The sequence below is a fragment of the Slackia piriformis YIT 12062 genome (assembly GCF_000296445.1).
GTDB classification, from domain to species: domain Bacteria; phylum Actinomycetota; class Coriobacteriia; order Coriobacteriales; family Eggerthellaceae; genus Slackia; species Slackia piriformis.
The window spans coordinates 915,508-938,836 of the sequence record NZ_JH815198.1; the positions used below are offsets into that span (position 1 = coordinate 915,508).

Annotated in this window: 19 protein-coding genes; all 19 read right to left on the minus strand. The window is 59.0% G+C overall.

Annotation, left to right across the window (positions count from 1 at the left end; translation table 11 throughout):
• Nucleotides 1-192 precede the first annotated feature (192 nt).
• Complete coding sequence (locus tag HMPREF9451_RS04060) at nucleotides 193-3,588, minus strand: SbcC/MukB-like Walker B domain-containing protein (RefSeq protein WP_009139035.1); 3,396 nt, start codon at nucleotides 3,586-3,588, stop codon at nucleotides 193-195.
• A complete protein-coding gene (locus HMPREF9451_RS04065; RefSeq protein ID WP_009139036.1) occupies nucleotides 3,578-4,231 on the minus strand; it encodes a DUF4194 domain-containing protein in 654 nt (217 codons plus the stop codon). The genes HMPREF9451_RS04060 and HMPREF9451_RS04065 overlap by 11 nt, the downstream gene beginning before the upstream one ends.
• Nucleotides 4,228-5,745 carry a Wadjet anti-phage system protein JetA family protein gene (locus tag HMPREF9451_RS04070; protein WP_009139037.1) on the minus strand — a complete coding sequence of 506 codons (1,518 nt, stop codon included), beginning with the start codon at nucleotides 5,743-5,745 and terminating at the stop codon, nucleotides 4,228-4,230. The genes HMPREF9451_RS04065 and HMPREF9451_RS04070 overlap by 4 nt, the downstream gene beginning before the upstream one ends.
• A 155-nt stretch (nucleotides 5,746-5,900) precedes the next feature.
• Nucleotides 5,901-6,896 (minus strand): NAD(P)H-dependent glycerol-3-phosphate dehydrogenase, encoded by a 996-nt coding sequence (locus HMPREF9451_RS04075; RefSeq protein WP_009139038.1) that lies wholly within the window; start codon nucleotides 6,894-6,896, stop codon nucleotides 5,901-5,903.
• Between the two features lie 110 nt (nucleotides 6,897-7,006).
• Nucleotides 7,007-7,687, minus strand: coding sequence for a glycerol-3-phosphate acyltransferase (locus HMPREF9451_RS04080; protein WP_009139039.1), 681 nt, complete (start codon nucleotides 7,685-7,687; stop codon nucleotides 7,007-7,009).
• 6 nt (nucleotides 7,688-7,693) lie between these two features.
• Nucleotides 7,694-9,007 carry a ribosome biogenesis GTPase Der gene (gene der, locus HMPREF9451_RS04085; RefSeq protein WP_009139040.1) on the minus strand — a complete coding sequence of 438 codons (1,314 nt, stop codon included), beginning with the start codon at nucleotides 9,005-9,007 and terminating at the stop codon, nucleotides 7,694-7,696.
• 64 nt (nucleotides 9,008-9,071) lie between these two features.
• Nucleotides 9,072-10,439, minus strand: coding sequence for a DUF512 domain-containing protein (locus HMPREF9451_RS04090; RefSeq protein ID WP_009139041.1), 1,368 nt, complete (start codon nucleotides 10,437-10,439; stop codon nucleotides 9,072-9,074).
• A 78-nt stretch (nucleotides 10,440-10,517) separates the two neighbouring features.
• Nucleotides 10,518-11,738: a murein hydrolase activator EnvC family protein gene (locus HMPREF9451_RS04095; RefSeq protein WP_009139042.1), complete on the minus strand. Its 1,221-nt coding sequence runs from the start codon at nucleotides 11,736-11,738 to the stop codon at nucleotides 10,518-10,520.
• Between the two features lie 98 nt (nucleotides 11,739-11,836).
• On the minus strand, nucleotides 11,837-12,664 hold the full coding sequence (gene ispH, locus HMPREF9451_RS04100) for a 4-hydroxy-3-methylbut-2-enyl diphosphate reductase (RefSeq protein ID WP_009139043.1): 828 nt from the start codon (nucleotides 12,662-12,664) through the stop codon (nucleotides 11,837-11,839).
• A gap of 3 nt (nucleotides 12,665-12,667) precedes the next feature.
• Nucleotides 12,668-13,480: a lysophospholipid acyltransferase family protein gene (locus HMPREF9451_RS04105; protein ID WP_009139044.1), complete on the minus strand. Its 813-nt coding sequence runs from the start codon at nucleotides 13,478-13,480 to the stop codon at nucleotides 12,668-12,670.
• An 8-nt stretch (nucleotides 13,481-13,488) separates the two neighbouring features.
• Nucleotides 13,489-14,166 carry a (d)CMP kinase gene (gene cmk / locus HMPREF9451_RS04110; RefSeq protein WP_009139045.1) on the minus strand — a complete coding sequence of 226 codons (678 nt, stop codon included), beginning with the start codon at nucleotides 14,164-14,166 and terminating at the stop codon, nucleotides 13,489-13,491.
• A gap of 87 nt (nucleotides 14,167-14,253) precedes the next feature.
• Entirely contained in the window at nucleotides 14,254-15,591 is a 1,338-nt protein-coding gene (gene aroA / locus HMPREF9451_RS04115; protein WP_009139046.1) for a 3-phosphoshikimate 1-carboxyvinyltransferase, read from the minus strand.
• Between the two features lie 62 nt (nucleotides 15,592-15,653).
• On the minus strand, nucleotides 15,654-16,415 hold the full coding sequence (locus HMPREF9451_RS04120; RefSeq protein WP_009139047.1) for a pseudouridine synthase: 762 nt from the start codon (nucleotides 16,413-16,415) through the stop codon (nucleotides 15,654-15,656).
• Nucleotides 16,415-17,122, minus strand: a complete 708-nt coding sequence (gene scpB, locus HMPREF9451_RS04125; protein ID WP_009139048.1) for an SMC-Scp complex subunit ScpB — start codon at nucleotides 17,120-17,122, stop codon at nucleotides 16,415-16,417. Before scpB ends, HMPREF9451_RS04120 begins: the two co-directional genes overlap by 1 nt.
• Entirely contained in the window at nucleotides 17,119-17,901 is a 783-nt protein-coding gene (locus tag HMPREF9451_RS04130) for a segregation and condensation protein A (RefSeq protein ID WP_009139049.1), read from the minus strand. The genes scpB and HMPREF9451_RS04130 overlap by 4 nt, the downstream gene beginning before the upstream one ends.
• An 8-nt stretch (nucleotides 17,902-17,909) precedes the next feature.
• Nucleotides 17,910-18,584, minus strand: a complete 675-nt coding sequence (locus HMPREF9451_RS04135; protein ID WP_009139050.1) for a site-2 protease family protein — start codon at nucleotides 18,582-18,584, stop codon at nucleotides 17,910-17,912.
• A gap of 84 nt (nucleotides 18,585-18,668) precedes the next feature.
• Nucleotides 18,669-19,139, minus strand: a complete 471-nt coding sequence (locus HMPREF9451_RS04140; RefSeq protein WP_009139051.1) for a tRNA (cytidine(34)-2'-O)-methyltransferase — start codon at nucleotides 19,137-19,139, stop codon at nucleotides 18,669-18,671.
• 83 nt (nucleotides 19,140-19,222) lie between these two features.
• The gene (gene abc-f, locus HMPREF9451_RS04145; RefSeq protein WP_040626476.1) at nucleotides 19,223-21,304 is read right to left on the minus strand and encodes a ribosomal protection-like ABC-F family protein; all 2,082 of its coding nucleotides are present in this window, start codon (nucleotides 21,302-21,304) and stop codon (nucleotides 19,223-19,225) included.
• 213 nt (nucleotides 21,305-21,517) lie between these two features.
• The gene (locus tag HMPREF9451_RS04150) at nucleotides 21,518-23,224 is read right to left on the minus strand and encodes a L,D-transpeptidase family protein (protein WP_009139053.1); all 1,707 of its coding nucleotides are present in this window, start codon (nucleotides 23,222-23,224) and stop codon (nucleotides 21,518-21,520) included.
• Nucleotides 23,225-23,329 lie beyond the last annotated feature (105 nt).

Sequence of the window (23,329 nt, forward strand, 5' to 3'; positions counted from 1 at the left end):
CCTAACTCTCAGGCATGGCAAGCGTTTTCGAAAACTTTTTTAAAAATAATTTCCATGGGCTGAAAACGGCAAGATCGAAAGCCAATCGCGCGGCGGCGGAAGCGCCGGTCGGTGAATCCGAGGCATGGAGCCGCGGCCCTTCCCGATGCGCCTCGGGCGATCGAGCCTCGCATGCGATCCGCCGTCCGCATCTTATTCGAGCCCCTCCATCCCCTCATCATACCAGCGCGACACCTCGAACGCGCCGCCCAGATTTCGATGGATGAAGCCGCTTCCCGTCATGGACGCGAAAGTTCCTACACGCTCATTCGGCGTGGCCAGAATCGGCTGCAACCCAAGACGCTGCATCAACTCGATAGCCTGGACGGTACGTTCGCTATCGACCACCTCGAACGCTTCGTCGATTAGCACCGTACGCAGCGTGTTGCCGTCAAGCCCCTTCTTCTTCGTGCGGCAGCGATGCGCCATGGAGGCGAAAAGCACCACGTAAAACGGCAGCATCTGCTCGCCGCCCGAGCTGCCGCCCAAACCCGCCTTCAACGACACTTCGCTCCCGTCGGGACGCACCTCTTTCATGTCGAAGCTCAGATAGCTTTTGTAGTCGAGCAGCGCCCGTTTGCGGGCAAGCGCCTCGCTGCGCTGCTGCTCGGTCTCGGCACAGCGGCTGTCTCTGATCGTGTCGAAGAAGCTGTCAATCACCGCCCCGTGCTTGGCATGGAACTCGTCGTCCCACAGGCCGCCGAGCGCGTTGTCGAAATCGGGATCCATGATCATGTCGTAATACGGCGCATAATCGATGTTTTTCGAGCAGTCGAAGCGATACCTGATATCGCCGAACGGACACTCGGACAAGTAGGCGTTCGTTTCGCGAATCGTCCTCCTCACATCGACGATGCCGTTTCGCAGTGCGCCCACGATCGCCGTCGTGAAGCCTTCCTTGGTCTCGGCCTCCATGCGCTCAAAAAGCGCCCTGCGCTCAGGTATGACGCTCGTCTCGAGCGCGCACCATTCGCGATCCCACGCCTCGTTGCCGCGGTCCGTTTCGTCGATCTGCTCCGACGAAACAGCGGACGAACGCTCGCGGCGAAACGCCACGAGCGCATTCCAGCATTCCCTGCTTGCCGAAGCCTTGGCACGCGAGCGCTCTTCGAGGTCTTTGAGCGAATTGGCCGCGCATTCCCGACAAGCAGCCTCTTCGAGGTGCTCCTCTTCCAAAGCGACATTCGCCGCTTCGACCTTCGCGAGGTCGGCCTCGCATTGCTCACGGCGCGCCGCCGCGTTCTTCGCGCGACGGTCGGCATCGCCGAGCGAACGCTGGCATTGCGCGGATTCGGCGCGCACGGATTCAATTTCGTTTTTCAGGGCGCGCACGGATTCCATGATGGAGGCGGACTCGGCCGACCCTGAGGCGGCAAGCGCCGCACGCATGCCTTCCGCTTCCGCTCTGCCAGAAACCAGCTTGTCATAATCCTCCGCCATCGAAGCAATCCCGCGTGCAAAACGCGACTCCTTATCGGGACAAGCCGTTTTGATGGAGCGCAACAGCTCCTGCCGGGCCGACAAAGCGGCCGCAAGCCTCTCGTTGTCCGCGATGACCTTCTCAGCGTCGTGAATATCCTCGATGCGACGCGCCTCCTGCGCAGACGATCCGATCATGAAGCGAAGACGATCGCGGCCGGCAAGCGCGTACACGGCAAATCCGCGGTAGCAATCCCCGTTCGCCGTGACGGCCGATTTCCCAGGATTTTCCCTGATGAATGCAAGTAGGCCTTCTCTGTCGGCACAGCAGGCTATATCGCCGAGCGCCCAGTCGGTATACGCCGTGGCAACCTTCGCGAAGCGGCCTTCGGACGCCACTGTCTTGGCCGCGAGAGACCCTTCGACACGCTTCGTCTTCTCCCCATGTTTCAAGATACCCGGCGTATCGATGAGCCGCACGGTTTTGCGGCCGCGATACGAGCCGTATGCGCGAAACGCCCGCGCGAACGAATCGGGCGCCACCAAAAGGTCGGACCGCCTGCGCCCGAGCATGCCCTCGACGGCAGCACGCCACCCCTGTTCGCCGGGGGCGATATCGATGGCATCGCACAGACACGTCGCCTCTATTCCCGCCTCTTCGCGCAAGTACGCGATCAGCGCGTCGGCATCGGCGTCGCGCACTGCCTCCCCCGCTTCGGCGGCCTTCTTCCTTCGCATCGCTTCAAGCTGGCGGCCCGACGCCTCTCGATGCTCGTCGAGCGCCACAAATTCCTCGCGCTGCGCCTCCTGATACGCTTCGGTGGCAAGATCGACAAGGTAGCCGAACGCATCGGGGCCCTCGCCGAGCACTCCCATACCGCGCTCGATGACGTCCTCCAAGGTGGATGTCAAACGCTGTACCGTATCGGAACAAGACAGCTCCGCGAAACCGGGCGATCGGCGCGCCTCGTGCAGAACCGCCAGGTTCTCAGAGAGCATGCGAAAGTCGTCGCGAAAACGCTGTTCGTAGCGTTCGACCTCGCCATCGATGCGCTCGATATCCTTCGCAAGGCGACTGCGTTCGCGCTGGACATCGTCGTTTTTGACCAAATCCCACTTCGCCTGCCGTTCGCTGTCCATGCTGTCCGCATGCGCTTCCAAAGCCGCGATGCGCGCATTGAGCCGCGAACGCTCCGCCTCGATATCCTCTTCCTCTTTACGCAAAGACTCGATTTCGTCGGCGAGGTCTGCTCGCTGCCTCAGAATGCGGGCGCGCATGAAAATGTCGCGCTCGTCTTCGGATGCGCGCCATGCGGCGTAACGCTCTCGCTCCTGGCCGATAGCGCTTTGGCGTTCGATCGCACGATCGAGGTCTTCGCGGCATTGTTGCCAGCTGTCGATGTTGCTGTTCATGTCGTCGGCGGTCGTCACGCTGCGGCCGTCGCATAGATAGCGATAAATGAAGTCTTCGATGCGCGTGTCCTTGCCAATGGCTACGAGGTTTTTCAATGCGCCGAAATACCCGGGATCGCTAAACCCCATGCGGGCGAGAAAGCCCTTATTGTATTCGGAGCTCGATTCGCACAAATGCACATTCGAAATGACGCCCTGGTCTTCAAGGTGCTTCAGATAAATCTTGGTATCGCGCACGCTGAGCGCCTCGCCGTCTTCCACCAGGCGATTTTCAGGAAGCCCGCCCTCGTAGAAATAGTAATTCGGCACCAAGGCATGCGCGCCTATGCGGCTTCGATAATCGCAGCACATGCCGAAAGTGACCTCCGACGCGCGTAAGGAGTCCCAGAATACGGCGACGATGTGGGTCGTGAAATCCATCCCTTCGCGCACGCCCTTCTGCGAGGAGCCCTTGCGCCTGCCTACCACGTATTCGGCGAAGTTGCGCGTATCGGCGCTGTGCGACTTCGATGCCTGATTGTAATTCGAACGCCTGGTGCTGCCCAGCAACACGGTGAGAAACGCATCGAACGCCGTCGATTTCCCCGAGCCGTTCGCGCCGGCGAACACCGATCCGTCGATGCTGAACGGCTCATACAGCTTCATCTGATGAAGCGACCAATTCACCACGAGAAGCTTTCTCGCGTAAATGCCCGTCCGCATGCCCTTATTCGTCATCGTCATCTCCCGCATCATCGTCCATCGCATCGATTACTGCGGCATCGATCGCCGCAGCATACCGCTTTTCGTACGCATCGATCGTCGCGCGGTCGGCGACGTGCGCAATTGCGGGCTGGATCGCGAATTCCACGTCGAAATCGGACCAACGGCCGCGCTTGCGCGTAATAACGCCTGCACGCTCGAACCGGGACATGATCCGCCTGACCTCGGAAACCGAAGGCTCCTTTTCGAACGCTCGATACGTTACGCACAAAAGACTCAGAAGCTCGTTCATATCGGAATCGACCGTTGCGAAACGACCCATTTCGGAGCGCTTGTTCTCATACGTCACGGCCAGGCCGAATAAAAACAGAGTTTCGGTACGGTCAAGACGCTCGTAGCGAACATCCACGTCGTCTTGAGGCGCACAGATGTAAAAATTACCCTGCGGATCCAAATCGAGGTTGTACCCCACGGCGTCAAGACGGTCGCGCACTTCGTCTTCGTGGTCTTTGCAAAACATGAACTCCGGCGCAATGTCTTTCGTCCGCTGCCCTTCTTGCGAAACCCACTTCATCTTGCACAGGTACCGATGCGCAATGAGCATGGCGCAGACGGTCTTGACCTTCTTTTCCGTCTCCATTTGATAGAACCGCTTCATCTTGAAGCCCTTTCCACGAATCGAACGCGCGCGATGTTCTGCCCGTCCGACACCACGCGATCTTCATCGTCGATTCGAGGCACGACATAGGTCGAATCCTTCGAATCGGCAGCAAGCACGTACAGCATCTGCTCGACGCGGTCGGCGCGGCTCGAAAGCGGCAACGAAGAACCGTCCAGCGAGCCCTGACGCGCAATCATGCGCTGCATCTTCTTCCCCGCGCGCGTCAACGCGCTTTCCGCAACGGCGTCGGCGCGGCAGACCGTGGCCATATCGCCCCGATCGGCAATGCGGACACGATTCATCTTCTCCGCATCGTCGTACGCCCTAAACGTCGAGAGGCACGAATCGTCGAAAGGCCCCTTGCCGGGAAGGAAGAGCACGTCCTGCATGGCTTCGAGCGCACAAGCCGCAAGAGCGTCGTCGCTTTGCGCAATATGCATGATCGCCCGTTCGTAAGCCGCCGCCATCGTCGACGTGCCGCCCAAAAGCATACGGTGCTTCTTCGACATCTCGGACGTGATGCGCTTTTCGAGGGAAAGCGCGTATTCCCATGCGTCCCTGACCCTGACCGCATAGGCGTAGCGCACATCCTGGATGAATTCGAACGGCCTCGAAAGCCCCTCGGGCATGCCCGGCAGGCGCGACGTCTCGTGCACAAGCGACAACAGCTCGGAATCAACGCTCCAGGCGTCGAGCATACGCACGATGGCGTCCCCATTGCGGTCGAAGCCGTCCTCGATGCGCAGCGGTTGCATGATCGAGTCGAAAAGGCCCTGTTCGTAATCGTCCATGACAAGCTGCAGGTCGTACTGGGTACGACAGCCTGCGATCCTCATAGAAGTAAGCTTGAACTCGTGACACGTCCGCCTGATTCGGGCATTGAGCACGGCGGAACGCTCCTGGGCGTTTTTCAGCGCTTCGCACAACTCGCGCCCTACAACGCTTCGCAGCACAGCGTCATCCAGCCCGCGAGAGCCGGACCTCATCTGGTTCAACGCACCTTGCGCATGCTCAAGCCCGACCCGCACATTGAGCACGCACGATGTGGAGTCGACGTGAGCATGGCGCTGCTCCGCAGCCACGAACTCCGCGAGACGACTGGCCTGCTCTCCGACGACCAGCGTGGTTCGAAGGCTGCCTTCGACGGCGTCTTTAAAAAGCTCGAACCAGCCCGTCTCATGCAACCTTCGAAACACGATGCGCGCCTGCAGAAAAGGATCCTCCTCGTCAGCGCAATCCTCTTCTTCAATCGAGAAATTCTTGTCGAGAAATTCGTCGCGAACTCCAAGATTGCCTTCTATCAGGTAGTTCTCGAAGCGCGTTGCAAGCGTTTCTATGAAATCTTCCTTGGTGATCCACCGTTTGGCGCAATGCAGGTCCCACAGCACGACGATGCCATGAACATAAAACATCCGTTTCGGCGACGAAAGCACGGCATAGAGCCGTCGCTGAGCCTCGACATCGCGGCGCAGCGCGAAAGGTAGCGATCGTGCATCGTCGATTGTCACCATGAAACCTCCTCGGTCTTTTTTCGCAACAACGGCCGAAAGACCCATCGGCGTTCGCGGACGCGTACAGCGCTATCTTCGCACCGTGAATTGCAAAAGCGGCGCCGATTAGGATAATTCTGGATATGAAAATACGTTTTCCCAGTTTATAAACACAACTAGTAAAACTCGGGCTTCAAGGACCGTTCGAAAAGAGCATCCGCCGCTTCGTGGAAATCGGCCTGTTCCCATAAAACGGAACGAACCATCTCGGTGATGGGAAGCTCGACTTGATGGGCCTTCGCAAGGAAGTCGATCGTCTTGCAGGCAAGCGCCCCCTCGACGACCATATGGGTCTCCTCGCGGTATTGCTCAAGCGTCGTTCCCGTGGCCAAACGATATCCGAACGTGCGATTGCGCGAATGCTCGCTTGTACAGGTGGCTATAAGGTCTCCCACGCCGGCCAGTCCCAAACACGTCATAGCCGTGCCGCCGCACGCTTCGACAAGGCGGCTCATCTCGGCAAGACCGCGCGTCATGATCAAAGCGGCGGTGTTGTCCCCCAGTCCGATGCCGTACGAGGCGCCTACGGCGATGGCGATGACGTTCTTGAAGGCGGCGCATATCTCGGCGCCCACAACATCGTCGCTTACATACGTGCGAAAGGTGTCGGTTGCGAAAAGCCGCTGGAAGAACAGCGCCGTATCGCGATGGGAAGACGCGATGACCGTGCCCGAAGCAATGCCCCTGATGACTTCCTCGGCATGATTCGGCCCCGTAAGCGCGGCGAGGCGCGACGCATTGCCGAGCTCCTGCTCGAACACCTGGACGGGAAGAAGACCGGTGCCGGCCTCGACGCCCTTCGAGCAGATGATAATCGGCGTATCCTCGCTCACGAACGGGCGTATGTCGCATGCGACGTCGCGCATGATGGACGACGGCGTCACAATGACCACGGCCTGAGAGCCGCGAAGAACCGTTTCGTAATCGTTCGAAGCACGCACGCGCTCGCTGACAGACGAATCCACGAGATAGCGAGGGTTGCGATGCAGCGCGTTGATGCCTTCGCACACTTCAGGCTTGCGCGCCCAAAGCATCACATCGTTGCCTGCCGTGCCGAGCAGGTGCGCAAGCGCCGTGCCCCACGATCCCGCGCCAATGACCGAAACCTTCATCGCTTCCTCCTCCTATACGGTAACGGCGGCATCTTCATGCCGCCGCTTTACACCTGAAACCTGTGCGCATCGCAATTACAAAACACGCCTTCGAAACCTTCGGGACAAATCTATTCTACGCCCTGATCGGCCTTTTTCTTCTTGGAGCCGATGCGAGACTCGGTGCCGGCCGCCAAGCGCGCGATGTTGGCACGATGAGCCCACACCACCGTGCCCCCTGTCAACGCATAAATCGCGATGACAGGCCATTCGCCCCAGAACAGCACCGCCGCGATGACCGGGCAGAGCGCAGCCGAGGCGATGGAGCCCACCGAAACGTAGCGCGTGATAAGAACAAGCGGGGCAAAGATGACAAAGACCTCCACGACCGCTCCCACAGGACCGAAGGTAAAGCACAGTGCGCCGATGGCCACCGCGATTCCCTTCCCGCCGTGGAAACCGAGCCACGGGCTGAAGATATGCCCCCAGGTGCAGCCCATGGCGGAAATGGCGAGCAAGAGGTTGCGACTTACCAGGGCATCGGCCGCAAGGCCCGCGTTGGGAAGCAGCAAATTCGCCGCCGCCATGGCCAAGGCGCCGGACGCCAGGCCTTTTCCGAAATCGAGCAGGAAAACGGCTACGCCGCCCGCTTTGCCCATGGTGCGCATGGCGTTGGTCGTTCCGATGTTTCCCGAGCCATGCTCGCGGATGTCGGTGTGATAGACCGCTTTGGATATGATGACGCCCCAAGGAATCGATCCGAGCAAAAACGCAACCGCAAAGACTCCTAAAGCGACCGCAACGTACAGCACCGCGGGTTAGTCCTTCCTCTTGAACTTGAAACGAACGGGGGTTCCCGTCAGATCGAACGACTGGCGCAGACGATTTTCCAGGAATCGCTCGTAATTGTCGTTGATGAGCTCGGGGTGATTGCAGAAGAACGTAAACTCGGGAGGGCAGGTGCACGTCTGGGTGACGTATTTCATCTTCAGGACCTTCTTGCCCTTGGATACCGTATGCCCGAATTCGCGAATGCCTTGCAGCCACGCGTTGAGCTTGCTCGTGGAAACCTGGCTCGAGAAGTTCTCATAGACCGTATCAACGGCGTCCCAGATGCGCAGAACGCCTTTGCCGGTCAGCGCGGAGATGCTGATGACCGGTGCATAGTTAACGAACACCAGACGGTCGTTGATCGTCTCGCGCAGCTCGTCAAGCGCCTCGCCGCTTTCGACGATGTCTCGTTTGTTCATGAGCACCACCATGGCGCAGCCGCGCTCGGCCGCGAAGCCGGCAACACGCTGGTCTTGGTCGGTCAAACCGAGCGTCGCATCGATCACAAGTATGGCCACATCGGCGCGGTCGATAGCGCGCATGGCGCGAACGAAGCTGTAATACTCGACGTCTTCGTCGATTTTGGTCCTCTTGCGCAGACCCGCCGTATCGACGATGGTGTAGAGCTTACCGTCGTGTTCGACCACCGTGTCGACGGCATCGCGAGTCGTACCCGCAACGTCGCTTACGATGGTCCTGTCGCGACCGATGAGCCTATTGGTCAACGAGCTCTTCCCCGCATTGGGACGACCGATGATGGCGACGTTGATGGAGTCGACCTCCTCTTCCTCCTCCACCTCGATATCTTTGATATGGCTGACAATCTCGTCGAGAAGGTCGCCCGTCCCATGCCCATGCACCGACGAAATGGGCCACGGGTCACCAAGACCCAGGCTGTAAAACTCCCAAATCCCGTCTTCTTTACCAGGAGCGTCCATCTTGTTGACGGCGAGCATAACGGGCTTGCCGCTGCGCTTCAGGATGCGAGCGACCTCCAAGTCATCGGGAGACGATCCGGTTTTTCCATCGACCAGAAACACGATGGCGTCCGCTTCCTCGGTCGCCATGATGGCCTGGTCGCGGATGGACTTCTGGAAAGCGTCCTCGTTGCCCATTTCGATACCGCCCGTATCGATCAGCGTGAAGTGAACGCCATTCCAATCCGCCTCATGGTAGGAGCGGTCGCGCGTTACGCCGCGCATTTCGTGCACGATTGCGTCCTGCGCACCCGCGATGCGGTTGACGAACGTGGATTTGCCCACATTCGGTCGGCCGACTACGGCGACAATAGGTAAAGCCATGGTTGATTCCTCTATATCTCTTCTATCGTTTTTTCGAACACGATGAAAAACTCGGCAACGCGGCCTAGCCCGCCACGAGCTCTTCTATCTCTTTCAAATACTCAGGCACGCTACAGGATACCACGGTAACGGGAATGCCCGCGGTGTCGCGAATATCATCCACCGTCATATCATCAAGCGTGTAGCCGTCGGCGTTGAACATAATCCTGGGAAGCACGACGAAGTCGTGCGCGGAAACCCCTCGGATCGCGCGCGCCACATCGCCGCCGCACAAAAGGCCGGTCACATCGACGTTGCCTCCGAAATGCTCGTTTCGAACCAACAGGGCAACCAGCCTGCCCTTCAGGGGGCTTTCGTCGAAAAGAGCCGCCATGCAGTCTCTCTGGGCTTCGCCGAGCACGTAATACACGCGCGCATCTTCTTCGTCGAGAACCCGGGCAAGATGCTCTATCTCATCGGAACAGTCCTGCCACTCCATCACCTGCGAGCGAACGATACCGATGCCGTCTTCGAACATAGAGAAATCGCCGTAGTGGCTCGCTGGAGGAAGATGGCGCAAAACGTCTCCAGGATAAGCGTTGCAGTAGAACTCGTCGGCCAGATATACCCACGGATAGCCGCGCTCGGCGAGCGCGTAGCGCTGGAACGGCTCGACGGCCTCCACTACTGCCAGGGCGTCTTCGGGCTCATTGTAGCTCCTGTCGAAACGGGCCTGATGCTTTGTGAAGCCGAGCGGAACAATGCCCACGTTCTCTATCCCGGGATGCATATACGCCCAAGCGAGCGTCTTCTTCAGCTCGTTGCCGTCGTTGATTCCGGGGCATAAGACGATCTGCGCATGCACGCGAACCCCTCCTTCGAGCAAACGCTCGAGCATGGCGACGCCATGAGGCGCATGCTTGCCGATCATCTTCCTGCGGACATCGGGATCCGACGCGTGCAACGACACGCGCAGAGGCGAGATGTTCCTCTCGATGATGGTCTGCGCATCCTCGTCGCTGAGATTCGTGAGCGTGACGAAATTGCCCTGGAGAAAGCTCAGACGCCAATCGTCGTCGCGCAGAACCAGCGATCCGCGAGCATCCTCCGGAAGCTGGCGCATGAAGCAGAACACGCAGGCATTTCGACAGGTGCGGATGCCATCGAAGACGGCTCCGTCGAAAGTGATTCCCCAGCTCTCTCCCTCTTCGCGCTCGAGCACGACCGTGCCGCTGTCGCCTTCGGTGTCGACGTAGGAAAGCTCCACCTCGTCTTCTGCGGAATACCATTGCCAATCCAAGACGTCGCGAAGAATATGGCCGTTCACCTCGGTGATGAGGCATCCGGGCGTAAAGCCCGCATCGTCGGCGGGAGAGCCCTCTTCGACCTCGAGGATGCATGCGACAGGACGAGCGGGGTCGCCAGGATATTCATGAATCGGTTTCGGTGTCATGGTCCTCCTTATCGGCACCGCGGCGCCATAGAAAAGACGGCCCCGACGGGCCGCCTTGAACTGCATGTATGTACCAGCCTACCAGCCGAAGTATGCCGTGGGATTAACAGCGGTCCCCGTCACGCCATTCGGGGAATTGACGTTGATCTGGAAGTGCAGGTGAGCGCCCGTGGAAAATCCGGTGTTGCCGGAAACCATAATCTGCTGGCCCGCGGAGACCTTCTGCCCCACGCTGACAAGCAGCTGGCTTCCGTGGAGATACCACGAGACGATGCCGTTGCCGTGGTTGACGGTGACGGCCTGACCGCCCGTGCCGAACCATCCGGATGTAGTGACGGTTCCGTCCGCCATGCAATACACAGGTTCATATTTGCAGCTCAAATCCACGCCCTGATGATAGTCGCCGATCGAGGCGCGCCAGCCGAAGCCGCTGGTGATGTACTTTCCAGGAGCAGGATTGACCCATCCAGAGACGCTTGTAGAAGGAGTGCTTGAGGTGGAACCACCCGAAGACCCCGAGGAAGACCCGGAAGAAGACGCCATTTGGCTTGCAAGCGCCTGTTCGGCAGCCTTTTTCGCAGCCTCTTCTTTTTCACGAGCCGCATCTGCATCCATACGAACCTGCTCGATTTCAGCATGAATAGCAGCGATATCATCGTTCATCTGGTCATATTCAGCCTGCAAAGACGCCTGGGCGGTTTCGAGCTCTTCTTTGGCTACGCGAGCGTTCTCCAGCTCCTCGGCAGCGATCTGCTCCTGCCTGGAATACTCTTCCTTGGCGGCTTCTGCCTCTGCCTTCGCATCTTTGCTTTCCTGGACGAGTTTTGCGTCCTGCTGGCCGATCTTCTCCATGGCGTCCCAGTTCGTCACAAAGTCGTCGAACGACTTGGAGCCGAACAGAACGTCGACGAAGGTGGGTTCGCCTTCGCGGTAGATGGCGGCGGCGCGGTTGCCGAGTTGAACCTGCAATTCGGCGATGCGCTGGGTTGCCTCATCGATGCGAACCTGCGCCTCCTCCATTGCGGCAACGGCCGCGTCGTGGGCGTCGTTCGCCGTGTTGTAGCGGACGAGAGCGTCGTTGAACTGGGTCTGCAGCGTTTCAAGTTTGGCAGCAAGCTCGTCGGCCTGAGCCTGCTTTTCAGCGGCGGAAGCCTCCAGGTCGTCGGCCTTCGCATCGAGTTCATCGGACTCGGCCGCATAGGCAAGCCAAGGGAACAGCATCATTGCGCCTGCAGCCCCGGCCGCTTTGAGAAAATTGCGGCGGGTCCAGCCGTGCAATTGAGAGCTTGTTTCGGTCATAGTGTATTCGCTCCTGATTCTTCCGCATTGCCGTGGTGCGACATGCAACGCTTGTGAACCCTGTAATAATACCAGGAGAACAACGCCGCTGGCGGGCTCTACAAGGTTTCCAGATATTCGACAACCGCCTGAATCTGGTCGTCGGGAGTGGACGCACCGGCGGTCACTCCGACAGTTTCGCACCCTTCGAACAGCGAGGAATCAAGCTCTTCGGCCGATTCGACGAAGAAAGACCTGTCGCAATGAGCCTTGCATATGTTGAACAGATGCGTGGTATTAGAGGAGTTCTTCCCCCCGATCACGACAATGGCATCAACCTCTTCGGCAAGGGCCGCCGCGGAATTCTGACGCTGGCGCGTTGCGAAGCAGATGGTGTTTTTCACCTCGGGCTCGAACCCTCGGGCCCTGACAGCCTCCACCACGGCATCGAGCTTTTCTTTGCTTTCGGTGGTCTGGACGACGATGCCGACCGGCTCTTCAAGCGTGTCGGGAAGCTCGCTGGCATCGGCCACCACGACGGCACGAGGCCCGGCATGGCCGCACAAACCCTTGACTTCGGGGTGCTCCGAGCGGCCGATGACGATGACCGTACCGCCCGCGTTACGCAGCTCGCCGGCAGAACGCTGGGCTTTCGCCACATGCGGACACGTGGCATCGATTACCGTCAGGCCTTTTTCGCGCAAGGCCGAAAGAACCTGGGGCTCGACGCCGTGGCTTCGGATGACGACGATGCCCTCTTCGAGGTCGTCGACGCTTTCCGCAACTTCGACTCCACGCTCGCGAAGCTCTTCAACCACTTTGGGATTATGAATCAAAGGCCCCAGCGTATAGGTGTTGTCTTCGTCCATCATGGCGGCAACCGCCATGTCGAGAGCACGCTCGACGCCGTAGCAAACGCCGGCATGCTTGGCGCGAATGACCTTCATCGGCTAGCGCTCCTTCCTGGAAAGCACGCGCCCTTCGAGCTCGTGCGAAAAATCTCGCGAATTCGGGAACAACTCGTTCATATCTACGTCTTCTCGCGCCACATCGCGAGAAAGCGCGTAACACTCCCTCATGACATACCACGATGCTGCGTCGAGCCTGTCTTCTTTGGGAAGAAAATCGAAATCTTCCAGGTACACCGGCTCGCCGAATGCCACCGTAATGCGGGGGAAACGCACAAACGTGCTCCCCTTCGGCTTTATCTCATCCACCCTGCGAACGCTCGAAGGGACGATGGCGGCTTTGCCCATACGCGCGATGAAAGCCACGCCGCTGTGAAGCTCGGGCACGGCCGAACCGCGCCCTCTGCGCGTTCCCTCGGGGAAAATGCCAACGAGCTCGCCTCGCTTGAGCATAGACGCCGCCCGCTTGATGGCGGAGCGGTCTGCGCTCGAGCGTTTTACGGGAAAAGCACCCACGCGACCGATAACCTGCCCCGCAAGGCCTTTGGCGTTCTGGAACATATTGTCGCGGGCCATAAAACGAATCCACTGCGAAGGGCGGGCGGCAAGCCACAGAAAAACCGGGTCGAGATACGACACGTGATTCCCGGCAACCACACAGCCCCTGCCGTCGGAAAAGCTCCTGAGGTGATCGATACCCACCACTTTGTAGCGAAAGGCCACTTTGAATATCGAGCCCAATACGGCGTAGATGACATTACCGACGGCATGAGGGATAGGCTTTGCGCCTGATTCCTGACGAGCGGCGCTTTCAGCCGTCATGGGCATATCCCACAGGTCTTTGTACGAAATCATATCTGTTCCTATGCTTCGCACGCGCGTGCGCCGCGCTCGCATATCTCTTCGATCACATCCGCTATATCGCGGCCGGTCGAATCGAGAAGCAATGCATCCTCAGCGGCGACAAGCGGCGCATTCTGACGGCTCGAATCAAGCTCGTCCCGTCGGAGGATGTCCGCGAGAACCTCTTCGAAATCAACCGACCCTACGCCGCGCTGTTCGTTTTGAAGCACGCGACGACGAGCCCGCTCCTCGTTGCTGGCCGTCAAAAACACCTTAAGCTCGGCGTTGGGAAAAACAACCGTTCCGATATCGCGCCCTTCGATGACGTAGTTCCCCTCGGAAGCAATTCTGCGCTGCTGCTCGAGAAGGGCCTCGCGAACGCAAGGATGCGCGGAAACCGTGCTGACCGACCTATCCACGTCAGCGGTGCGAATGACGTCGGTGACTTCTTCCCCGTCGATAAAGACGCGTCTCGGAACAGGGTCTCCTTCGCAGTGGCCGAACGAGATGGGCCTGTTTGCGGCGATATCCCCGAGAGACGAAGCATCATCGAGCGAAATCCCATGCTCGAGGGCGTACCAGGCGACGGAACGATACATAGCACCCGTGTCCAGGCAGTTGAACCCCAGCTTGGTCGCAACCGCCTTCGCAACGGTGGACTTGCCGGCGCCGGAAGGGCCGTCGATAGCAATAATCATGAAATGCCTTTCTTGACAAAAACAGCATGCGAGCTCAGGCGGCAATGCCGCCTGAGCGCACGTGACGATTATACATACCAGCTCTTGCTAGGAAACGCGAACTAGAGAACGAATATCCTCCATAAAACCAGGATAGCTCACCGACACGCTCTCGAAGCCGCGAACCTGCACAGGCGCCCCTCCGCCAACAAGGCCCGCAAGAGCCCATGTCATGGCAAAACGATGGTCTCCCTTGGAGTCGAACACAATGCCCTCGGGGACTTTCAGGTCGGGGTTGCCTTCGATATACAGGTCGTTTCCATCCATCCACGCGTTGACGTCGAGGAGGGAGAGTCCCTCGATGATGCCGGCAACACGGTCGGTCTCTTTGAGACGCAGCTCTTCTACGCCGCGAAAAACCGTAACGCCGCGCGCATGGGCGGCGACGAGAGAAAGGACGGGGACTTCGTCGACGAGCGAAGCGATCTTTTCCGCCGGGACTTCACACCCGTGAAGCTTCTCGCAGTATTGGACCGAAATGATACCCGAGAGTTCTTTGCCGGCAGAACCGACGCTTCGGCGCGACGCATCCACGCCCATCTGCTCCAACGTGCGCAAAAACCCTATTCGGGCGGGATTGAGGGAGACGTTCTCGATCTGGATGGCGCTGCCGGGAACCAAGGCCGCGGCGCAGGCGAGAAACGCCGCAGAAGAAGGGTCTCCCGGGACATCGATCTCGCACGCATGCATGGCAGCGGGACCCTCGACGCTGCCCATGCCCGAAGCCGCGGTCGTGCTCACGCCGTACAGCGGAAGCATGAGCTCGGTATGGTTTCGAGACGGAGAGGGCTCGGTGACGACGGTTGTTCCCTGCGCGAAAACACCCGCAAGAAGCACAGCAGTTTTGACCTGGGCCGATGCAACCGGAGAATCGTATTCGATGCCTCTGAGGCCCTTCGTTCCGCAAACCTCGAGAGGCAGGGTGTCTTTATCCTCGGGATAGAAACGGGCGCCCATGCGAACAAGCGGGGTCGTGACGCGACGCATAGGCCGGCGCTGCAGGGAGTCGTCCCCCGTAAGCGTCACCTTGCATTCCCAGGGGGCGAGAATGCCCATGAGGAGTCGGGAAGTCGTTCCCGAGTTGCCGCAGTCGATGGGAGCATCGGGCTGCTTTGGGCCCGCCGGCCCCCACCCCGTAATGCCGCCCGCAAGGCTTCCGTCCGCCATTTTCTCAAGGTTGACGGAAGCGCCGAGCTGCTGCACGGCGCGAACGGAGGAACGCACATCGTCCGAGTCGAGAACCCCCGACAACCGAGACGTGCCCTGCGCCATCGCCGAGAAAAGAACGGCGCGATGGGAGATGCTCTTGTCGCCGGGGACGCGCACGCTTCCCATCAAAGGCCCCTCGAGAGCAGCAATGGTGATCGAATTGCCGTGCGTGTCCATGATCGCTCCTCACCTTAGTCGTCCATGCGAAAAAACAAGCATTAGGGGGATTCTAGCACTCTCTAGCACCCCGCCGCGCGTCGAAGCGAAGCAACCTGCCCTTCGTCAAGCAGGCGCCATGCGCCCTCGGGCAGCCCGTCAAGGCAAAGCGGACCGAACTTGCAACGATGAAGAGACAAGACGGGGTGTCCGACGAAGCTGCACATGCGGCGAACCTGTCGCTTCCGGCCTTCGTGGATGGTTATGCGAACATTGCTTGTAGAGCCGTCCGAATCGACGAGGTCGACCTCTGCGGGAAGGGTCATCCCGTCATCGAGAAGGACTCCTTCGCGCAAAGCCGCAATCTCGGCTTCGCGGACGACGCCGTCCACATGGGCTTCATACGTCTTATCGACGTGCTTGCGCGGATGCAGAAGACCGTTGCCAAGCTCGCCGTCGGTCGAGAACAAAAGAATCCCCGTTGTGTCGAAGTCAAGCCTTCCGATCGGAAACAGACCGGGATAGCGGTCGCACGGAACGAGGTCGGCAACCGTCGGCCGGTCGAAAGGATCGGACATCGTGGTGAGATACCCCGCCGGCTTATGCAGCATCAGCGTGACGGGCTCGTCGGAAAGGCGCACCGTCTTGCCGTCAACCGTCACCACGTCGACCAAAGGATCGACCTTGCTTCCGAGCTCGCGAACAACCTCCCCGTTCACACGCACCCTTCCCGCCGTCATGAGGTCTTCGCTTCCCCTGCGGCTCGCGACGCCGGAACGTGCAAGAAACTTCTGCAGGCGCATGGGAACGATGCGCTCCTCTTCTTTATGCAACATTTCCGTCATCATTCCTCCATTGCCTTTGCTGATTCGCAACTGAACATGGACCCCTTATCTTGCTCGCCCTGAAAATCCAGATTAAGCGATAGCTCGTCCTCGTCGAAAAGGGACTCGGCCTCGTGAGCCTGCGAACGGGTGACGCCCAGCCGTTCGCGGATGAGTTCGCGACTCTCTTCGTCGGGAGCGAACTGGTCGATATCGGGCAGGTCACGAACCGAGGCGAGGCCGAACTTCTCGAGAAAAGAACGCGTCGTGGCATACAGCATGGGCTGTCCGGGGCTTGAGGAGTCCTTGCCCGCCTCCCGCACAAGACCCTTCTCTACCAAGGAGTTGACAGGGCTGTCGGAGTTCACCCCACGCACCGACGCAATGCCCGCGCGCGTGATGGGCTGGCAATAGGCAATGACGGCGAGCGTTTCAAGCGCAGCCTGGGAAAGGCGCCTCGTATCCCACGATATGACGTACTTTTCGATAAGGGCGTGATATCGGGGGTGCGTATACAAACGCCAGCCGCCCGCCACCTCTCTCAGCTGCACGCCCGATTCTTCGTCCGAAAGCCTCTCCCGCAAAACGTCGAGGGCCTTCTGGACGGTTTCCACATCAACCTCGAGCATGTCGGCGAGCACCAACGCACCGACGGGTTCGTCGCTCACGAAAAGCAACGCCTCTATTGCGGCGGGGATATGAGAATCGGGCAAGCCCCCAAAGGTCATGACCACTCCTTTTCGTCTTCCTCGTCGAAGACAAGCTCTCCGCTGCCTTCCACAAAGTCAATGGCTATATCGGAAAACGGCTCCTCCTGCTCGAGCGTAACCATCGTCCGCTTATAGAGCTCAAGCACCGCGAGAAAGCTCACCACGCGCACCGGAAGCGTGGGCGCGCCCTCGAGAAGCTCGCTGAACATCATATGCTTGCAGGCGCTGATGCGCCTGTGAATGGCCCGCACGTGCGTTTCGACGGGGATGGGCTTCGCCGCTATATGCTCGCTTTCGAGAAGAAAAACGTCGCGGCGCGCTATGGCCTCGGCGGCGAGCAGGCCGAGCGAATCGAGGGAGACGTGCTCGAGATAATCCGGCATCAGGCCAAGGAACTCTTTATCGGGGCCCGCCATGCGAGGATGCATCCTGCCTTCAAGCTCGAAACGGGCGCCGAGGGAGGCAGATGCGTTCTTGAACTGTTTGTACCTGATGAGGCGTTCGATGAGTATATCGCGCGCCTCGCTGGGAGAGAGCTCGTCGAGCTCATCTTGCATTTCGTCTTGCTCCTGAGGGATAAGCGAAGACGCCTTGATTTCGAGCAGCGTCGAGGCCACGAGCAGAAAATCGCTCGCGACGTCTAAATCGAGCTTTTCCATGCGGTCGACGTAGGCGATGTACTGGTCGACGATCTGCGCCACCGAAATGGAGCCGATATCCACCCTTTGACGACTTACCAGATAGAGCAGAAGGTCGAAAGGCCCCTCGAAGCTATCTATGCGAACGCGATACGACATGCGTCACCCTAGAAACGGAACGGAAAGAGCAGCTGTGCAAGATTGCCCGCCGTGAAATCAAGGTATATGCCGATGGGGTTGAAATGGAAGATGTACGGCACCAAAACGACAACCACCATGAAAACGGGAAGCGCATACTGCTGGATTCGATAATACTTCAAAAGCTGCTTGTCGGACAGGAACAACGCGATGATGCTCGAGCCGTCAAGCGGCGGGATAGGTATCAGGTTGAAGAACATCAGATATAGGTTCACCAGGGAAAACATCGGCAAAAACAGCGCGTAGAAATAAAAGAACGCCTGGCTTTCCGCAGCGAGCGTGGGCGCTGCGGGGTACAAAAGCCAGGCCACGACGCCTGCAGCCACGGCAAGGACAAGATTGGCACACGGCCCGGCAAGGCCGACGATGGCCTCCCCTTTGCGCCTATCCTTGAAATACATCGGGTTATACGGAACCGGCTTCGCGTATCCGAAAACGGGCCCACCGAGAGAAAGCAGCAGCAACGGCATGAGGACCGTCCCGAACGGGTCGACGTGCTTCAGGGGATTCAAGCTCAGCCTGCCACGGTTCTTCGCCGTAGGGTCCCCGAGTTTGGAGGCTGCAAAGCCATGGGCAACCTCGTGAAAGACGATTGCGGGAACGAAGCTCAAAACGGAGCAGATGATATAAGGAAGCGAAATCATAGAATCAATTACCCATCTGCCGCCGGCGGTTCGGCGGCTTATTCGACCGCGCGCGGCGCGCGGCGGCCATATACGGAAAACATGCTAGAGCAAGCCGGGGAATCCCAGCTGACGAGAGGCTTCGAAGGCCCCGATGGCAACAGCGTTGCTCAAATTGAGGCTCCTGAGACCGTCGCGCATCGGAATGCGCACGCACGAAGATTCGTACCGTGCGATGATTTCTTCGTCAAGCCCCCTGCTCTCTCTCCCGAAGACAAGATACGCGCCCGGCGCATACGACACGTCGGTATATGACGTCTGCGCATGGCCTGTAAAAAGATGCAGCTCGTCATGCGCGTGAGCGTCGAAAAACGCGCTCGAGCACGGCCAGCGAACGATTTCAACCTTGTCCCAATAGTCGCATCCGGCGCGCTTGATGTTGCGCTCCGTGAGACGAAACCCCATGGGCTCGACCAGGTGCAGACGGGCGCCTAAGCATGCGCACGTTCGTGCGATATTGCCCGTATTCTGTGGAATTTCGGGTTCGACAAGCACGATGTTGAGCGGTTCCGTCATGGGGCTGCATCGGTCCTTTCCGTATACGAGAGAGCATTCTGTCCAAAGCGCGTCTTGTCCATAGCCGCAGCGCGTGCGCGAAACTACATCTGGCTCTGACGCTCCATTTCGGCCTCAAGTTCTTCGGTCAGCTCGAACCATTCCTCCTCGGCCTGGGAGATTCTCTTCTTCAGAAGCGCATGCTCCGCCACCGCATCGCTCGAGGCGTCTTCGTTGATGTAGAAATCGGGGTTGGCCATCAAGTCCAAAAGCTCCTTCATGCGGGCGTTATCGCGCTCCATCTGCGCGTCGAGTTCGGCGATGCGCTTGCGGTGGTTCTTAAGCGCCGCATAGGCCCTGTTGCGCGCCTCCGCCTCGCGACGCTTCTGCTCTTTGCTTTTCGGAGCACTCGCTCTCGGCGCTGTCAGCTCCGCCGAAGATGCAGCAGCGGCAGCCGGCTGGGCGGGCTTTCCGGAGGCCTTCGCCTTCTTTTTCGCACGGGCCTGGCCGCGCTTGGCGCGCGATCGCACATCCCCTTCGGGCTGGTCGAGAAAATCGTCGATCGAAGAGGCCGAGAGGTCTCCGCCCTGCTCAAGCTGCCCGGACTTGAAAAGATAGTAATCGTAGTCTCCGTCATACACCGTAATTTTGCCAGGAACGACCTCGATGATCCTGTTCGCAACGTTTCGAATGAGGTGTCGGTCGTGCGTGATCAGGAGAATGGTTCCCTCGAAGGCGTTGAGAGCCTGCTCGAGGATGTCGGCGCTTGCTATGTCCAGGTGGTTGGTAGGCTCGTCGAGGCACAGCAGAGGAGCCGGCGCGACGAGCATCTTGGCCAGGGCGAGACGACACTTCTCGCCGCCGGAGAGAACGCCTACCTTCTTCTCGACTGCATCACCTTGGAAGAGAAACGCACCGAGTAGGTTCCTCACCTGGCTTATCGTCCAGCCAGGAGCAACGCGGTCGAGTTCTTCGAAAACCGTATTGCCGGCATAGAGTTCTTCGAGCTGATGCTGGGCGAAATAGGTCTTGGTGACATGCACGCCGTATTCGATGCTTCCCTCGTCGGGGCAAAGCGCCCCCGCAACCATTTTGAGCAGCGTTGACTTGCCGGCACCGTTGGGGCCCACGAGCGCTATCTTCTCCCCACGGTACATGGAGAGGTCGAGGCCGTCGTAGACGCGCTTGTCGCCGAAATGCTTCGTCACACCCTTGAGCCTTACCACCATGTCGCCCGTACGCGGAGGCTGGACGAAGTTGAAATGAACGGTCTTCTTCTCCTGCGGCACCTCGATGAGCTTGATTTTCTCAAGCTTCTTCACGCGGTCCTGAACCTGTTTCGCCTTCGTTGGCTTATAGCGGAATTTCTCGATGAACGCCTGCATATGGGCGATTTCTTCTTTCTGCTTCTCCGCCTCTTGGCGCAAACGCACGATATTTTCCTCGCGCTGGCGAAGATAAGCCGAGTAGTTGCCCTTATAGAGCTGTAGATGGCCGGCGTCGATTTCTGCGACGCGGTCGACCATATTGTCCATGAAGGCGCGGTCGTGAGACACTACGACGACGGCGCCGTCATAGCCGCGCAAAAAGCCCTCGAGCCACTTCACGCTCTCGAGATCGAGGTGGTTGGTGGGCTCGTCGAGAAGCAGAAGGTCGGGCTTGCGTATGAGCAGCTTAGCAAGGGCGACGCGCATTTGCCATCCGCCGGAGAATTCGCTCGTGGCGCGCGCCATGTCCTCTTCTTTGAACCCAAGGCCGAACATGACGCTGCGCACCTGGGACTCCAAGACGTAGCCGCCAAGGGCCTCATAGGCGTCGCGGGCGCGCCCGCACGCCTTCAGCTGCTCAGGTGTAGGATCGCTTCCGAGCCCCTCTTCGAGCATCTGGAGCCTGCGCTCAGCCTCGAGCACCTCCGACTGGCTTGAAATGACCTCCTCGAAGATGGAGCGCTCCTCCATCTCGATGGCCTCCTGCTCGAGATAGCCCGCTTGGGCGCCCCGGGCGAAGACGATCGACCCCTCGTCGGCGTCTTCTACGCCCATGATGATATTGAGCAACGTGGTTTTGCCGGCACCGTTAGGGCCTACGAGGGCAAGGCGGTCGTGCGCCTCGAGGCGAAAGCTCGCGTCCGAGAACAGAACGCGTCCGCCGAAGCTTTTAGAAACATGTTCGATCTGCATAATCATGCTTGCAATCACCCAATCAGTAAAAGTCGCTACGTTGCAGCCGGCCGCACGCGAAAGACAATGCCCCATCCGACAGGACGCAAGACGAAGCCTCGTCCCGCACGTTTCGCGCAGATGCCCGTTCGTTGCAAGAAAGCGACGAATTCAAGACAAGCGAACGCGCCGTAGCGAACATAAGCCGCACGGCGCGCGAATAAGCAATGGAGCGGAATGCTACCAGTGCACAATGACGGCATCGCCAATCTGGATGATGCCGAAAAGAGACGCCGCCGAATCAGACGACAGGTTGACGCATCCGTGGCTTCCGTAGGTTTTATAGGCCTCGGCGTTGCCGAAAACGGAAGACGGCTGCCATGAAGCATCGTGGAGGCCCACCATGTTCCCCACGAACGGCATCCAATAATCAACGGGAGAATCCCATTCGGGTTCGTTCGTCGCAGGGTCAATCGAACCTCTCAAAGAAACGTTTTGCTGCAGGTTCTTCAGATAATACACGCCCGTAGGGGTATCGTCTTCTCCGTTCGGCTTCCCCGAGACGATAGGGGCATCCCACAGCAGATTTCCCGAAGCATCGTAGTAATACGCATGCTGCTCCGTGAGATCGATGTCGCAATACGCCCCCCAATCCTGGCCGGCCTTCGTATAGCCGTTGCCAGTAGAAGAGCACGGCACCGTGATTTCGCCCACCGTGGCATTGAGAACGGCGTCTTTGAGGGAGGCTGTCAAAGAATCGGCATCGACAGCCCAGCCGTAGTCTCCGCCTTCAGCCGTCACCGTCTTTCCATCGGGACGCGTATAGGTCCTGGTGGTTCCCACGGTGTTGAAGGAGGCGGCAACCTCTTGGACCCATGCGTTCATAGCGGACTCGTCAAGGGCGGGTTCGAGGTTTTCGTCGAAGTAGATCCAGGCAGAAACGTCGGAACCCGTGACCTCCGACATAACCGTACCGTTCATGGAGTCCTTCAAGATTACATCGCAGCCGATCATGGCATTGGCCTTCTCGGCGGCCGAGGAAAGACGTGCGTCGTCAGACAGGACCGTGGGAACGATAAGGACATCTTCGCCCAAATCGAGGGTATCGGCCATGGAGACCATGGCCTGGGAGATCTGCTCGACGACCGCGTCCGCGGAAACCTGGTCTCCGTAGACTTCCTGCTCGACGACGTATTGGCTGGAGTCGGAATCGAAGGAGACGCATGCGTCCTCGGAGGGAGTGGCTGATTCGTTGAAGGCGTCGACCTGCGTGCGGACATAGGCAACAAGAGCCTCGTCATCGCTTGTGGCCATAAGATGGCTTCCTGCATCGTGCCCAAGAAGAATGCTTACGGGCCACAACCAGGGATTGGTATCCGAAAGAGCAGAATCGACTATGGCCCTTGCATCGACGCCCAACCCGGCGTCTTCAGAGGAGATGCTGAAATCAAGCCCCTGCCCCTGAACGCGAAGCACGTAATTCTCCTCGGCGCTCGAAAGCAGGGAGGCCGCCTCTTCGGCGGTCTTCATGGAAAGGTCGATGCTGCCCATGGTGGTGTTGGGATAGAAGCGACCCATAAAGACGACGGCGCCGATAATATAGACGGTTGCAAGAAGAGCGACTACTGCACCAAGCGCGATGAAAAGCGTCTTCTTTTTCGAGCTTTTTCCCGGCATAGAAGGAGCGGCGGCACCAGCGCCTTTGAACGCCCCCTGCGGCGCGGACGAGGGAGAAGCGGGATTGAACGAAGAAAACGATCCTTGCTCGACGCGAGGCATAACAACCGTGGATTCGGGAAAGCTACCGGCGGCATGGCGACCGCCGCCGCGAGCCTGCGAAGGCGCAACATGGGAGCCGCGCTGGGGCGGGATGCTTTGCGGACCCTGCGGATTGGGCCGACGCCCCTTTTCGAAAGACGGTTGAAAATCGCTCTTCTTTCCGACCACTTCTGTCACCCTCTGCAAAACACCATGCTGTATAGCAAGAAACGATATAGCTGGCGAAAGTATACCAGCCTCGGCCATGCTTGAAGAAATAAAGAAACGAACCTA

Excerpts from the sequence above, each read along its gene's own strand:
- HMPREF9451_RS04060 (WP_009139035.1), bottom strand. The coding sequence starts at position 3,588 with ATGACGAATAAGGGCATGCGGACGGGCATTTACGCGAGAAAGCTTCTC.
- HMPREF9451_RS04065 (WP_009139036.1), bottom strand. The coding sequence starts at position 4,231 with ATGAAGCGGTTCTATCAAATGGAGACGGAAAAGAAGGTCAAGACCGTC.
- HMPREF9451_RS04070 (WP_009139037.1), bottom strand. The coding sequence starts at position 5,745 with ATGGTGACAATCGACGATGCACGATCGCTACCTTTCGCGCTGCGCCGC.
- HMPREF9451_RS04075 (WP_009139038.1), bottom strand. The coding sequence starts at position 6,896 with ATGAAGGTTTCGGTCATTGGCGCGGGATCGTGGGGCACGGCGCTTGCG.
- der (WP_009139040.1), bottom strand. The coding sequence starts at position 9,007 with ATGGCTTTACCTATTGTCGCCGTAGTCGGCCGACCGAATGTGGGCAAA.
- HMPREF9451_RS04090 (WP_009139041.1), bottom strand. The coding sequence starts at position 10,439 with ATGACACCGAAACCGATTCATGAATATCCTGGCGACCCCGCTCGTCCT.
- HMPREF9451_RS04095 (WP_009139042.1), bottom strand. The coding sequence starts at position 11,738 with ATGACCGAAACAAGCTCTCAATTGCACGGCTGGACCCGCCGCAATTTT.
- ispH (WP_009139043.1), bottom strand. The coding sequence starts at position 12,664 with ATGAAGGTCATTCGCGCCAAGCATGCCGGCGTTTGCTACGGCGTCGAG.
- HMPREF9451_RS04105 (WP_009139044.1), bottom strand. The coding sequence starts at position 13,480 with ATGATTTCGTACAAAGACCTGTGGGATATGCCCATGACGGCTGAAAGC.
- cmk (WP_009139045.1), bottom strand. The coding sequence starts at position 14,166 with ATGATTATTGCTATCGACGGCCCTTCCGGCGCCGGCAAGTCCACCGTT.
- aroA (WP_009139046.1), bottom strand. The coding sequence starts at position 15,591 with ATGGACACGCACGGCAATTCGATCACCATTGCTGCTCTCGAGGGGCCT.
- HMPREF9451_RS04120 (WP_009139047.1), bottom strand. The coding sequence starts at position 16,415 with ATGACGGAAATGTTGCATAAAGAAGAGGAGCGCATCGTTCCCATGCGC.
- scpB (WP_009139048.1), bottom strand. The coding sequence starts at position 17,122 with ATGACCTTTGGGGGCTTGCCCGATTCTCATATCCCCGCCGCAATAGAG.
- HMPREF9451_RS04130 (WP_009139049.1), bottom strand. The coding sequence starts at position 17,901 with ATGTCGTATCGCGTTCGCATAGATAGCTTCGAGGGGCCTTTCGACCTT.
- HMPREF9451_RS04135 (WP_009139050.1), bottom strand. The coding sequence starts at position 18,584 with ATGATTTCGCTTCCTTATATCATCTGCTCCGTTTTGAGCTTCGTTCCC.
- HMPREF9451_RS04140 (WP_009139051.1), bottom strand. The coding sequence starts at position 19,139 with ATGACGGAACCGCTCAACATCGTGCTTGTCGAACCCGAAATTCCACAG.
- abc-f (WP_040626476.1), bottom strand. The coding sequence starts at position 21,304 with ATGATTATGCAGATCGAACATGTTTCTAAAAGCTTCGGCGGACGCGTT.